Genomic DNA, 12,831 nt, shown 5'->3' with positions numbered 1-12,831 from the left:
AGGCGGGGTTTTGTTTTTTGCATTAGGCCGGATCGGCTGTAGCCGCAAAGCAATTTTGCGGCTTGAACATCACTTCATCACGAATCTGACGGAATACGCCTGCATCGAGTTCGTGCCTTTGATCACCGAGGCAATGCACTCGGCTGGGACCTTCCCGATTGATGTGCCCGTTGCAGATTTCTCCGGCGCCGGCGTGATCGAGACCCAACTGAACGTCACTGAGTGGGCCGCCCTGAACTCACAGACTTTGCCCTCGCCGCTCACGCGAAAGCTCGCCGCATCATTGCGCGGATTCTTCAGCGGGATGGACACAGACGCGGTGGGTGCGTCAGCCGAAAAGCCATAGCCGGTGTAATCGGCATTGGCCGGCGCCCAACTGGCCCATACCAGCGCGAGGTCGGTGCCAGACTGATTCCACATTTCGATGTTGAGCTGGATTTTGCTGGGATAAGCCGCCTGAGCGGATACTGCCGCAACCATCATGGTGATGACGGCGATACTGCGAGTGACGTAATTTCCTATCGTTTGCATGTCATGAATTCCCTTTCCAATCATTAAGGCGAGCGTCCTGCTCGCGTCCTTGTGAACGGTGTCACAGGTCTGATTATGGTTTGACGCACGGCTTTCGGTAGTCGCAAACGCCGAAGGCTGCGGTAGGAAGGGTCTTTCGATTATGTAGTGACGGGGTGGAAGCAGGAACCTGCTGAATAACCGGAGGGGAGCATTGGGCGCCGGAGGATGGCGCCCGGGAATTGCATGATTCAGCCTTTAGCGTTCTTGATCAGCTCAATGTATTCGTCGGCGTTGCGTTGATCCTTGATCAGCGTAACGAAGTCATCGCCGTGCTCGTCTTTGCCGTCGAGGTCGTAACCGGCTTCCTTGAAGAACGTCAGAAAACGCCCGAAGTCGTCGACGCGCAGGCCACGGTAGGCCTTGATCAGCTTGTGCAGCGAAGGCGAAGTGGCGTCGACCGGTTCGAAATCGAGGAACAGCTTGATCTGGGCGTCGCCGATTTCATCGCCAATCACCTGCTTCTTATCTTTACGCATTGCTGACTCCAACTGACTTGCGGGACATATCACGGGCGGGCAGTTTACCCCCCGCCCGGCCGCGGGCTCAACGCGCGCGTACGCTGCCGGTGTGCAGGTCAGCCCAGACGTGACCGTTGGCATAGCTGAGGAACTGGCAGTAGACCTTTTCGTTACGCAGCAAATCCACGAGCACGCGGTATTGCGTTGCCGGGTAATACAGCGTCAGCGTGCGCGAAGGTTCGTCGTAGGTCGGTTTTTTCAGGCTTTTGCTTTCGCCGTCGAAGTGGATCAGCACGTCGGCAATGGTCGCCCCCTTGTTCATGGGTTTGCCTTTGAGGCGCAGGATCAGCGGTGAAGTGACCGGGATCGGCTGCTGATTCGACTGCCGCTGGCTGCCGACCACCACCGAATACTCGGTGATCTGCAGCAATTGCTGCTGCTCGGGTTCGCCCTCGCGCACAGACAACTCGTCCGGCGGCAGGTATTGCGCGTGCATGGGTTCAGAGAAGGCGGGGAGTGGCAGCGTCAACAGCAACATAAACGCAGCGGTACTTCGAAACGATAACGTCATGGGCGCCTCCCGAAAAAGTGGGGGGCACTCTAGCATGCGGAGTCATGCCGCCCCTCCACACTCTCCGGTCCCTGCAACACCCGAAATCTTTGTTGACTGTGGCATCTGTGGAGCGAGCAAGCTCACCCCGACACTATGATGATGCTTGTCTTACATGCCTTTGACGGCATAGATCCCGGCTGCGTTGCGCCAGTAGCCTTTGTAGTCCATGCCGTAACCGAAGATGTAGCGGTCGATGCAAGGCAGGCCGACGAAATCGGCCTTCAGGTCAGGACGCGCCTTGCGGTCGTGGTCCTTGTCGATCAGCACCGCGGTGTGAACAGCGCGCGCGCCGGCATGTTTGCAGAAGTCGATGATCGCGCCGAGGGTGTGACCTTCGTCGAGGATGTCGTCAATGATCAGCACATCACGGTCGATGAACGAGACTTCGGGCTTGGCTTTCCAGAACAGGTCACCGCCGCTGGTTTCGTTACGATAGCGGGTGGCGTGCAGGTAGGACGCTTCCAGCGGGAAATTCAGATGAGTGAGCAGCTTGCCGGCGAAGATCAGGCCACCGTTCATGACGCAAAACACCACCGGGTTACGGTCGGCCAGCACGCCATTGATTTGCTCGCCGACGCGGGCGATGGAGGCCTCGACTTCGGCCTCGTTGTAAAGGCAGTCAGCCTCGCGCATGACTTGACGGATATGCTCGAGATCAGCGGACATGACTCTCTCCAAGGGGGCTGTGTAAGGAAAAGCGGGCAAAGGTACGCATCCGCCGACATCAGGGCAAGTGTTTCTGGACTAATGTTGCACTGCCGTTCCAGAAATGTCGGCGCCCGAACCTAACCGTAAGGACAAGTTACAGCTGAATAGATTAATCTAAGCCGTTTTTTTTGCCCGCCCGCTGGAGCCTTTCCCCTATGCCCATTCGTGAGATCCGCCATCCGCTGATCCGCCACAAGCTCGGCCTGATGCGCCGTGCCGATATCAGCACCAAGAATTTTCGTGAACTGGCTCAGGAAGTCGGCGCGCTGCTGACGTACGAAGCGACCAAGGATCTGCCGCTGGAAACCTACGAGATTCAGGGTTGGGCCGGCACGGTTCAGGTCGAGAAGATCGCCGGCAAGAAGATCACCGTGGTGCCCATCCTGCGGGCCGGCATCGGCATGCTTGAAGGCGTCCTCAGCCTGATCCCGGGCGCCAAGGTCAGTGCCGTGGGCGTCGCGCGCAATGAAGAAACCCTCGAAGCCCACACGTATCTGGAAAAGCTCGCTCCCGAGATCGACCAGCGTCTGGCGCTGATCATCGACCCGATGCTCGCCACCGGTTCCTCCATGGTTGCCACCATCGACCTGCTGAAAAAAGCCGGTTGCCGCGACATTCGCGCGATGGTCCTGGTGGCTGCGCCGGAAGGCATCGCCACGGTCGAGAAGGCCCACCCGGACGTCAACATCTATACCGCGTCCATCGATCAGCAACTGAACGAACACGGCTACATCATTCCGGGCCTGGGCGACGCCGGCGACAAGATTTTCGGCACCAAGCAGAAGGACGCCTGATGAAGCCGGATGAGTTCAACGATCCACTCTGGCGCACGATCTTGTCGGGCGCGCAGATGCTGTTCGTGGCATTCGGCGCGCTGGTATTGATGCCACTGATCACTGGCCTCGATCCCAACGTGGCGCTGTTCACGGCGGGTCTGGGCACCTTGTGCTTCCAGGTGGTGACAGGCCGTCAGGTGCCGGTCTTCCTTGCGTCGAGCTTTGCGTTCATTACCCCGATCATCCTCGCCAAGGGCCAGTTCGGTCTTGCTGCGACCATGGGCGGCGTGATGGCAGCGGGCTTTGTCTACACTTTCCTTGGCCTGGCCGTGAAGGTCAAAGGCACCGGCTTCATCGACCGCCTGCTGCCGCCGGTAGTGATTGGCCCGGTGATCATTTCCATCGGTCTGGCGATGGCACCCATTGCCGCCAACATGGCGATGGGCCGGACGGGTGATGGAGCCGCTGAGCTCATCCCATACAACACCGCCATCATCATTTCGATGGCGGCGCTGCTGACGACGTTGATCGTCGCGGTGTTCGGCAAAGGCATCTTTCGCCTGGTGCCGATCATCTCGGGCGTACTGGTGGGTTTTGCGCTGTCGTTCTATTTCGGCGTGGTCGATGTAGCGAAGATCGCCGCCGCACCCTGGCTGGCCTTGCCGCACTTCACGGCGCCGGAATTCAACTGGCAGGCCATCCTGTTCATCGTGCCGGTGGCACTGGCTCCGGCCATTGAGCACATCGGTGGCGTGATTGCAGTGGGCAGCGTGACGGGCCGTGATTATCTGAAGAAGCCCGGCCTGCACCGGACATTGCTGGGTGACGGCATCGCGACCACCGTGGCCGGCGCCTTCGGTGGCCCGCCCAACACCACCTACGCCGAAGTCACCGGCGCGGTGATGCTCACGAAAAACTACAACCCGAAGATCATGACCTGGGCGGCAATCTTCGCCATTACCCTGGCGTTCATTGGCAAGTTCGGCGCGTTGCTGCAGAGCATTCCGGTGCCGGTCATGGGCGGGATTCTGTGCCTGCTGTTCGGCTCGATCGCGGCGGTGGGCATGAACACGCTGATCCGCCACAAGGTTGATCTGGCCGAAGCGCGCAATCTGGTGATCGTGTCCGTCACGCTGGTGTTCGGCATTGGCGGCGTGCTGATCGGCACCGGCAACGGCCCTGATGATTTCGGCATGAAAGGCATCGCGCTGTGCGCCGTCACAGCCATCGTGCTGAACCTGATCCTGCCGGGCAATGACGCTTGGAAGAACAAGCACCTGGATGATCAGCTGCCGTAGTTCTACAGCGTTATGAAAAGGGGGCATCATTCACGTGATGCCCCCTTTTTTTTGGGATTCTGTGGGAGTAGCTTAGATTTGCGGCGTACACCGAAACTGTGGGAGTGAGCTTGCTCACGAAGGCGGCGCATCAGGTTCATCAATGCCGCTTGAGCAGACGCATTCGCGAGCAAGGTGGAACGCCACCCCGGTCGCTCCCACGGGGAATGAACACAACACCTAATTTCAGGTTATTACACCACCATCGCCGGTGCCTTTTCGCACAATGTATTCAGCGCCTTCGCCCAGTTCGGGTCGTCGTTGAGGCATGGAATAAGCACCAGCTCCTCGCCCCCGGCTTCCCTGAACACTTCAGCCCCGCGATCACCAATTTCTTCCAGCGTTTCGATGCAGTCCGCGACAAACGCCGGGCACATGACCAGCAGTCGCTTCACGCCTTGAGCAGCAAGCTCCTCCAGATGCGGTTCGGTGTAGGGTTCGATCCACTTGGCGCGGCCCAGGCGCGACTGAAACGACACTGACCACTTGCCATCGGCAATCCCCATCAGCTTGGCGAACTCTGCCGCTGAGCGCATGCACTGCGCGCGGTAGCAGACCGCCAGGACCTCGGGCGACGCTGTTTCGCAGCAGTTGCCGCTTTTGAAACAGTGATTGCCCGTCGGGTCGAGCTTGGTGAGATGCCGCTCGGGCAAGCCGTGAAAACTCAGCAACAGATGATCGTATTCCTGCTGCAAATGCGGTCGCACACTGGCCACCAACGCGTCGAGGTATTCCTGCTGATTGAAGAACGGTGTCAGCAGCGAGAAATCGAAATTCAACTTTTTGTCACTGACGACGCGTTTGGCGTCTTCAATCACCGTGGTCACTGTGCTGTCGGCGAACTGTGGATACAGCGGCGCCAGGGTGACCTTTTTGATGCCCTGGGCTGCCAGGCGCGTGAGCACGGTCTCGATCGAGGGCTCGCCGTAACGCATCGCCAGTTCGACCGGGCCGTGTTTCCATTCCTTGACCATGGCCTGCTGAAGTCGCTTGCTCAGCACCACCAGCGGCGAACCCTCGTCCCACCAGATTGACGCGTACGCATGGGCCGACTGCTCCGGGCGCTTGATCAGAATCAGCGAGACGATCAAGCGACGTACTGGCCACGGCACGTCAATAACGTAAGGGTCCATCAGGAACTGATTGAGGTAGCGGCGCACGTCAGCGACCGACGTGGACGCCGGTGAGCCCAGGTTAACCAGCAATAAAGCGTGATCGGTCATGCAACACCTTGATGTCAGTGGCGGCCCAGAAGATTTTCCAGGGCTGCGCGCAGATCAGTGAATCGGAAAGTGAAACCCGCCGCTTGCAGACGGTCTGGCCGAGCGCGTTGACCGCCCAGCAGCAGGATTGACAGCTCGCCCAGCAATAAGCGAAGTGCTACGGCCGGCATCGGCATGAATGATGGTCGGTGCAGCACGGACGCAAGCGTCTTGGCAAAATCCCGATTGCGAGCCGGTGAAGGCGCGCAGGCATTATATGGACCTCGTGCGTCATCCCGGTTCATCAGAAAATCAATCAGGGCGATTTGATCCTCGATGTGAACCCACGGCATCCACTGGCGTCCGTTGCCGATCGGCCCGCCCATGCCCATCTTGAAGGGCGGCAGCAGGCGTTGCAGCATGCCGCCTTCGTCGGCCAATACCAGACCGGTGCGCACCAGCACCACGCGAATGCCCAGCGTTTCCGCACGTTGCGCGGTTTCTTCCCAGGCAATGCACAGGCGACTGGCGAAATCCTCGCTGACCGGTTGCGCGTCTTCGTCGAGTTCGCGCTCACCGCCATCGCCATACCAGCCCACCGCCGACCCGGAAATCAACACGCCGGGTTTCTGCTCGCGGCGTTCAAGCCAGGTGACCAATTGCTCGGTGAGGGTAATGCGACTGTCCCACAGCAGTATTTTCCGTTTGCGGGTCCACGGGCGATCCGCGATGGGCGCGCCGGCCAGATTGACCACAGCATCGACGTGCTGACTGCCGATGTCATCGAAGTGTGCAATCCCGCGAACACTGGCGCCGCATAGCCGCTCCACTTCCTCGGGTTTGCGACTCAAGACCGTCAGTTGATGGCCCTGCGCGAGCCAGTGTTTACACAAACGACGCCCTATCAAGCCTGTACCGCCGGTCAGCAAGATGTGCATGACTGAGTTCCTTACGTGGCGTTCATCGCAATTGCGGAGTCTATTTCTTCACAAGCCATGAGCTCGTGCGCGGAATGATCACTCAACTTTAGGTCAAGTTACGGCGCTTCACTCCACCGCTGTTCTTTAGGACAGCCCGATCGTGCAGTTGAACGATTGCAGCAAAGCGTCAGACTTGTCAGCGAGCCCTTGGAAGTCCGCGTCCTGCCTCTGCAGGGCGACAACTTATACCGAAAAACGGCATTGTACAGCTTTTGCCTGAGGCGTAGTCTGTGCAGACAAGGTAACGAGGCCCCTATGACTGTTCCCATCGCAATCATCGGTACCGGCATCGCCGGACTCTCCGCCGCCCAGGCGCTGCAAGCCGCCGGGCATAGCATTCATCTCTTCGACAAGAGCCGCGGCAGTGGCGGCCGCATGTCCAGCAAACGCAGCGATGCCGGCGCACTGGACATGGGTGCGCAGTACTTCACCGCCCGCGATCGCCGCTTTGCCGCCGCCGTGCAGCAGTGGCAGGCCGAGGGCCACGTGGCCGAGTGGAAGCCGCTGCTTTACAACTATCATGGTGGAAAACTCAGCCTGTCGCCCGATGAGCAAGTGCGCTGGGTCGGCGCGCCGCGCATGAGTGCAATCACCCGGGCCATGCTCGGCGACCTGCCGGTGACCTTTTCCTGCCGCATCACCGAAGTCTTTCGTGGCGAACAACACTGGAATCTGCTGGATGCCGACGGCCAAAGCCATGGCCCGTTCAGTCATGTCGTCATCGCCATTCCCGCGCCCCAGGCCACTACCCTGCTGGCCGACGCACCGAAACTGGCAAGCGTTGTGGCGGGCGTGAAAATGGAGCCGACCTGGGCCGTCGCGCTGGCCTTCGACACCCCGCTGGATACGCCACTTGAAGGCTGCTTCGTGCAGGACAGCGCCATCGACTGGCTGGCCCGCAACCGCAGCAAGCCCGGACGCGACAGCCAGATGGATACGTGGATTTTGCACGCCACCAGCGCCTGGAGCCGTCAGCACGTCGACATGCCCAAGGAGGACGTCATCGATCAGTTGCACGGCGCATTTGCCGAGCTGATGAATTGCGCAATGCCGGCCCCGGCGTTCACCCTCGCCCACCGCTGGCTGTACGCTAGACCGGCTGGCGGGCGCGAAGTCGGCGCGTTGTCGGATGCGGATCTGGGCCTTTACGTCTGCGGCGACTGGTGCCTGTCAGGCCGTGTCGAGGGCGCATGGCTGAGCGGCCAGGAAGCCGCACGGCGTTTGCTGGAACACCTCAAATGAATCGACTCAATCCGCGCAAGCTGCTGCTGTCGAAGTGGACGGCAGCATCCCCTCAACATCGTGAGAAGCACTTTCTGGTCACCGAACTTTTTTGTGATGAAGAAGGCACAGTGCTGGAGATTGAGCTGCAGGCGGTGATGACCAAACGCAGCCAGAAGCTGCCCTGGCAGACGCTGCAAAATGACCAGAGCTGGAAGATGGGCTGGAAATAATCCCCTCCAAATCGTCCCACCACCCCCGTAATTTCAGCTAAATCCCCGCATCTTGTCGTTTCATTCCGCGATCTTGTACAAATTATTTGACTTGCACTGCCACAAACCTATCATGGGCAAATGTTGTACAGAGAAACGAATCTGTATAAGAAGTCCATCGAGGGTTTGTCCATGTCTGCTGTACTCGATCATTCATCAGATCAAGCCTCCAAACCCAGGTTGGGCGTCAGCGCCTGCCTGATGGGTGTGGAGGTCAGGTTCAACGGCGGGCATAAGGAATCTCACCTTCTGACCCGAGCCCTCACCGAATATTTCGATTTCGTGCCTGCGTGCCCCGAAGTTGCCATCGGCATGGGCATTCCTCGCGAAGCCATCCGTTTGGTGGGTGACCCGGAGCATCCCCAGGCGGTCGGCAGTGTTCACCACGCCATGAACGTGACCGAGCAACTGGCTGATTACGGCGAACACATGGCCACCGAGATGTCCGACATCTGCGGCTACATCTTCATGCAGAAATCGCCGTCGTGCGGCCTGGAGCGCGTGAAGGTTTACCGCGACAACGGCGTGCCGTTTGAAACCGGCGGACGCGGCATTTATGCCCAGGCGTTTTGCGCACGCCACCCTGATCTGCCGGTGGAAGAAGACGGTCGCTTGAACGATCCGGTCCTGCGAGAGAACTTCATTACCCGTGTGTTTGCCTATGCCGCCTGGCAGGCGCTGCTGAAAAACGGCATCACTCGCCGCGCGCTTACCGAGTTTCATGCCCGCTATAAATACCAGCTGATGGCCAACGACCCCATCCAGTACAAGACGCTGGGGAATCTGCTGGGCACCATGGGCCGAAATGACCCGGCCGAGATCGCCCCGCGCTATTTCAGCCAGTTGATGAGCGCGCTCAAGAAACCGGCGACACGGCGCACCCATACCAACGTCTTGCAGCATCTGTGCGGCTATCTGCGCCAGACACTCAGTGCGTCCGACAAGAAAGAAATCCAGGGCCTCATCAATCAGTACCACCAGGGCATCGTGCCGCTGGTTGTACCGCTGACGCTGCTCAAACACCATTTCCGTCGACACCCCGACCCGTACATTGCACTGCAGGTGTACCTGCAGCCGCATCCGGAAAACCTCAGTCTGCGCAACGCGATTTGACCATGACCCCTAATGAGCAACAACCGCCGGAAGGCGACCCGCAGGACCCCGCGAGCGCGTTTGAAAACGGCTGGCTGCCGATTCGCGAAATCGCCCGCCTGACCGGCGTAAACGCTGTGACATTGCGCGCCTGGGAACGCCGCTACGGCCTCATCGTTCCCCACCGCACGCCCAAGGGCCACCGGCTCTACAGCCACGAGCATGTCGACCGCGTGCTGACCATTCTTACGTGGCTGAACCGCGGCGTGTCGGTCAGTCAGGTCAAGCAACTGATCGACGATCAGCAGGCACCCGCGCCGAGTGTCGAGAACGATTGGGACATTCTTCGCCAGACCCTTCAGGACGCCATCGGCGCCCTGGCCGAGCGACGCCTGGATGATTCGCTCAACCGCGCGATGTCGCTGTATCCACCGCGCACGCTCTGTGAACAACTGTTACTGCCGTTGCTGGCGTCCCTCGAGCAGCGCTGGCAAGGCCAGTTCGGCGCGCAGCTGGAGCGGGTGTTTTTCTACTCGTGGCTGCGCAGCAAGTTCGGCGCCCGGCTGTATCACAACAATCGTCAGGTCAGCGGCGCGCCCTTGCTGCTGGTCAACCAGTCCGATCTGCCGCTCGAACCGCATTTGTGGCTGACCGCGTGGCTGCTCAGCAGTGCCGATTGCCCGGTTGAAGTGTTCGACTGGCCTTTGCCCGCCGGCGAACTCGCCCTGGCCTGCGAATACCTCAAGCCACGCGCCGTGCTGTTGTATTCCAGCAAATCACTGAATGTCGGCCACTTGCCTCGTCTGCTGCACAACATCGAGTGCCCGAAGTTGATCGTCGGGCCCGCGGTGCGCATTCATTCGACGGAATTATCCGCAGCCGAGGCTGAAGTCTCCGGCCTCTCCCTCGCCGAAGACCCTTTGACCGCCCAGGCCGCGTTGCAGCGGCTGGGGCTCATCTAAGGAATAACCATGCAATTGATATGGCTGCGCAGCGATCTGCGTGTGCACGACAACACCGCGCTGAGCGCTGCCATGGAGCAGGGCCCGACTCTGGCTGTGTACATGATCAGCCCGGGCCAGTGGCAGAGCCATGACGATGCCCCATGCAAAGTCGATTTCTGGCTGCGCAACCTCCGCGAATTGAGCAAGGCACTTGCGGCGCTGAACGTCCCTCTGCTGATGGTCCAGGCAGACACGTGGGCGCAGGCACCCAAGGCGATCCTTACCTTGTGTCAGCAACACGGGATCGACAGCGTGCACGTCAACGACGAGTACGGCATCAACGAGACCAAACGTGATCGTGAGGTGGAGAGCGCACTCAACGGCGCGGGCATTCTGTTTCATCGCCACCTCGACCAGCTGTTTTTTCAGCCGGGCAGCGTGCTGACCAAAAGCGGCGGTTACTTCAAGGTCTTCACGCAATTTCGCAAGGTCTGTTACGCCCGCTTGCATTACTCCATGCCAGCGATGGTTGCATTGCCCAAGGCACAGCAGAAGCTGTCCATCAAAAGCGATGTCGTGCCGGACGCGGTCAAGGGTTTCGCCGCGCCAACCGAAAGCCTGCGCTCGCTCTGGCCTGCCGGTGAGGACGAAGCGCGTGATCGCCTGCACAACTTCACCGACGAGCAAGTGCATTACTACGATCAAGAGCGCGACTTTCCTGCCAAGCCTGGCACCAGCCAGCTGTCTGCGTACCTGGCGGCCGGTGTGATTTCGCCCCGCCAGTGTCTGCATTCGGCGCTGCGCAGCAACAATGGGGAGTTTGAAACCGGCAATTCGGGTTCGGTGACCTGGATCAACGAGCTGCTATGGCGTGAGTTCTACAAGCATGTGCTCGTAGGCTTTCCCCGTGTCTCCCGTCATCGCGCCTTCCGGCCGGAAACCGAAGCGCTGAAATGGCGCCATTCGCCGGAGGATCTGGAAGCCTGGCAACAGGGCCGTACGGGTCTGCCGATTGTCGATGCAGCCATGCGTCAGTTGCTTGAAACCGGCTGGATGCACAATCGCCTGCGGATGATCTCGGCGATGTTCCTGACCAAGAATCTGCTGATCGACTGGCGTGAAGGTGAACGCTATTTCATGCAGCACCTGATCGACGGCGATCTCGCGTCGAACAATGGCGGCTGGCAATGGAGTTCATCAACCGGCACCGACGCGTCGCCTTACTTCCGGATCTTCAATCCGCAAAGTCAGTCGGAGCGCTTTGACCCGGAAGGTCGATTCATCAAGCAGTGGGTGCCTGAACTGGCTGAGTTGAACAAGCGCGACATCCATAACCCCACCGCGCAGGGCGGGCTGTTCGGCGTGGAAAGTTACCCCGCGCCCATCGTCGATTTGAGAGCCAGCCGCGAACGCGCGCTGCAAGCGTTCAAGTCGCTGCCCCAGCGCAAGGCCGAGACGCAGGAGAATGGGTGAGCATTCGTCACACCGGTTAGCCGTCCGCTGCGCGGTGATTTAAACTGCCGCCCATGACGACTGTGATCCCTTCGCTTCAACTCCCTGCCGAACCCGCTATCACGTGTTCCACCTGTGCGGCCTGCTGCTGTCAGCTGGAAGTCATGCTGATCACCGACACCGGGGTGCCCGAGCGGTACATTGACACCGATGACTGGGGCGGCGAAGTCATGCTGCGCCTGGACGATGGATGGTGCGCAGCGCTGGATCGCGACACGATGATGTGCACGATCTACGACCGTCGGCCGTTGATTTGCAGGGAATTCGAAATGGGTGCGCCGGAGTGCATTGCCGAAAGAGAAGGGATTGCGACGGCCTATTTGTGATGGTCGCGACAAGCAGGAAGCCTGGGGTTTGATGTTCGCCTGCACCAGCCGCGTTGGCTGATACATTCCCGGCCAAAGCCGGTCCTACGAGGTGATTTTTCAGTAGGACCGGCCTCAGCCGGGAAGAAGCGGGTGGTACGTTGCAGGTGCGGTTAAACCCGCTCGCGCAATACGCAATCAAACGCTTAGAACGGCATCGTGTAGTGAATCGCGTAGCTTTCGATACCGTCGTTATTTGTGGTCATGCCGCCGTTGGAGTAGTGAGTGGCGCGCAGGCCAACTTCATGTCCGCCCGCGAAGCGCAGACCAAAACCCAGACGGTCTTCAAACTGGAACGCGCTGCCCAGTTTGTTGCCTTCCACTTCGGTGCGCTGGAATACAGCGGCGCCGATACCGGCCTCGATGTACGGCTTGACGCTCTCACCCGAGAACTCATAAACGAATACCGGGGAAAAAGACAGGCTGTTATTACTGGAATTCTTGTCGCCTTCCCAGTATGTATAGGCACCGCTCCAGTAGCCGGTCAGGCGACCAACACCGGTTTGCCACCAGCTTTTATCCCAATCAAACTGCGCGCCCAGACGATAAGTCATGGTGGATTCGCCAGTCTGTCCTACGGAAAACTCGACCCCATCAGCTTGTGCAATTGCGCTTTGCCCCAACAAAGCAGCCGCAATCGCAGCCAAACAAAACAGTCGCTTCATCTGAAACATCCTATTTTCGAAAGCAGTTAGAAATTTTTTATATCGACAGAAGTGCTGTAGAAGCCGGCGGCTGAACTTTAGTTCACCCACAGGCGAAGCGATTCACGTTTTTT

Annotated in this window: 15 protein-coding genes; 8 read left to right on the top strand and 7 right to left on the bottom strand. The window is 59.4% G+C overall.

All coding sequences use genetic code 11. The features are described 5' to 3' along the window. Positions 1-69: 69 nt before the first annotated feature. The 4 genes from M1E04_RS03795 to M1E04_RS03780 form a co-directional block, all read right to left on the bottom strand. Positions 70-531 (bottom strand): hypothetical protein, encoded by a 462-nt coding sequence (locus tag M1E04_RS03795; RefSeq protein WP_192132553.1) that lies wholly within the window; start codon positions 529-531, stop codon positions 70-72. Between the two features lie 230 nt (positions 532-761). Beyond that, entirely contained in the window at positions 762-1,049 is a 288-nt protein-coding gene (locus M1E04_RS03790) for a PA4642 family protein (RefSeq protein WP_192132551.1), read from the bottom strand. 67 nt (positions 1,050-1,116) lie between these two features. Next, positions 1,117-1,602 (bottom strand): hypothetical protein, encoded by a 486-nt coding sequence (locus tag M1E04_RS03785; RefSeq protein WP_065991795.1) that lies wholly within the window; start codon positions 1,600-1,602, stop codon positions 1,117-1,119. 150 nt (positions 1,603-1,752) lie between these two features. Continuing rightward, on the bottom strand, positions 1,753-2,310 hold the full coding sequence (locus M1E04_RS03780; protein ID WP_037018287.1) for a hypoxanthine-guanine phosphoribosyltransferase: 558 nt from the start codon (positions 2,308-2,310) through the stop codon (positions 1,753-1,755). A 197-nt stretch (positions 2,311-2,507) separates the two neighbouring features. Between M1E04_RS03780 and upp the strand changes: the two genes are divergently transcribed. Together upp and M1E04_RS03770 are read left to right on the top strand one after the other, a co-directional pair. Beyond that, positions 2,508-3,146: a uracil phosphoribosyltransferase gene (gene upp / locus M1E04_RS03775; RefSeq protein ID WP_065991794.1), complete on the top strand. Its 639-nt coding sequence runs from the start codon at positions 2,508-2,510 to the stop codon at positions 3,144-3,146. After that, entirely contained in the window at positions 3,146-4,426 is a 1,281-nt protein-coding gene (locus M1E04_RS03770; RefSeq protein ID WP_369318538.1) for a uracil-xanthine permease family protein, read from the top strand. Before upp ends, M1E04_RS03770 begins: the two co-directional genes overlap by 1 nt. Before the next feature lie 233 nt (positions 4,427-4,659). Here the strand turns inward: M1E04_RS03770 and hemH are convergent, their stop codons facing one another. Continuing rightward, positions 4,660-5,688 (bottom strand): ferrochelatase, encoded by a 1,029-nt coding sequence (hemH, locus tag M1E04_RS03765; protein WP_456292420.1) that lies wholly within the window; start codon positions 5,686-5,688, stop codon positions 4,660-4,662. A gap of 14 nt (positions 5,689-5,702) precedes the next feature. Then, a complete protein-coding gene (locus M1E04_RS03760) occupies positions 5,703-6,605 on the bottom strand; it encodes a TIGR01777 family oxidoreductase (RefSeq protein WP_456292419.1) in 903 nt (300 codons plus the stop codon). 297 nt (positions 6,606-6,902) lie between these two features. Between M1E04_RS03760 and M1E04_RS03755 the strand changes: the two genes are divergently transcribed. The 6 genes from M1E04_RS03755 to M1E04_RS03730 all read left to right on the top strand — a co-directional run bounded on the left by M1E04_RS03755 (position 6,903) and on the right by M1E04_RS03730 (position 12,014). Then, positions 6,903-7,889 (top strand): NAD(P)/FAD-dependent oxidoreductase, encoded by a 987-nt coding sequence (locus M1E04_RS03755; protein ID WP_456292418.1) that lies wholly within the window; start codon positions 6,903-6,905, stop codon positions 7,887-7,889. Then, positions 7,886-8,101 carry a TIGR02450 family Trp-rich protein gene (locus M1E04_RS03750; protein WP_065991789.1) on the top strand — a complete coding sequence of 72 codons (216 nt, stop codon included), beginning with the start codon at positions 7,886-7,888 and terminating at the stop codon, positions 8,099-8,101. The genes M1E04_RS03755 and M1E04_RS03750 overlap by 4 nt, the downstream gene beginning before the upstream one ends. Before the next feature lie 171 nt (positions 8,102-8,272). After that, positions 8,273-9,253 carry a 2-thiouracil desulfurase family protein gene (locus tag M1E04_RS03745; RefSeq protein ID WP_456292417.1) on the top strand — a complete coding sequence of 327 codons (981 nt, stop codon included), beginning with the start codon at positions 8,273-8,275 and terminating at the stop codon, positions 9,251-9,253. Positions 9,254-9,255: 2 nt separating this feature from the next. Further along, the gene (locus tag M1E04_RS03740) at positions 9,256-10,194 is read left to right on the top strand and encodes a MerR family transcriptional regulator (protein ID WP_456292416.1); all 939 of its coding nucleotides are present in this window, start codon (positions 9,256-9,258) and stop codon (positions 10,192-10,194) included. Between the two features lie 9 nt (positions 10,195-10,203). Further along, the gene (gene phrB, locus M1E04_RS03735; RefSeq protein WP_456292415.1) at positions 10,204-11,649 is read left to right on the top strand and encodes a deoxyribodipyrimidine photo-lyase; all 1,446 of its coding nucleotides are present in this window, start codon (positions 10,204-10,206) and stop codon (positions 11,647-11,649) included. Positions 11,650-11,702: 53 nt separating this feature from the next. Then, complete coding sequence (locus M1E04_RS03730; protein ID WP_074883972.1) at positions 11,703-12,014, top strand: YkgJ family cysteine cluster protein; 312 nt, start codon at positions 11,703-11,705, stop codon at positions 12,012-12,014. Positions 12,015-12,199: 185 nt separating this feature from the next. On the opposite strand, the gene M1E04_RS03725 is transcribed toward M1E04_RS03730, so the two are convergent. Further along, on the bottom strand, positions 12,200-12,718 hold the full coding sequence (locus M1E04_RS03725) for an acyloxyacyl hydrolase (protein WP_065991785.1): 519 nt from the start codon (positions 12,716-12,718) through the stop codon (positions 12,200-12,202). Positions 12,719-12,831: the final 113 nt, after the last annotated feature.

The organism is Pseudomonas sp. AK106, from assembly GCF_053903055.1.
This window is presented reverse-complemented; position numbering and strand designations above follow the sequence as displayed.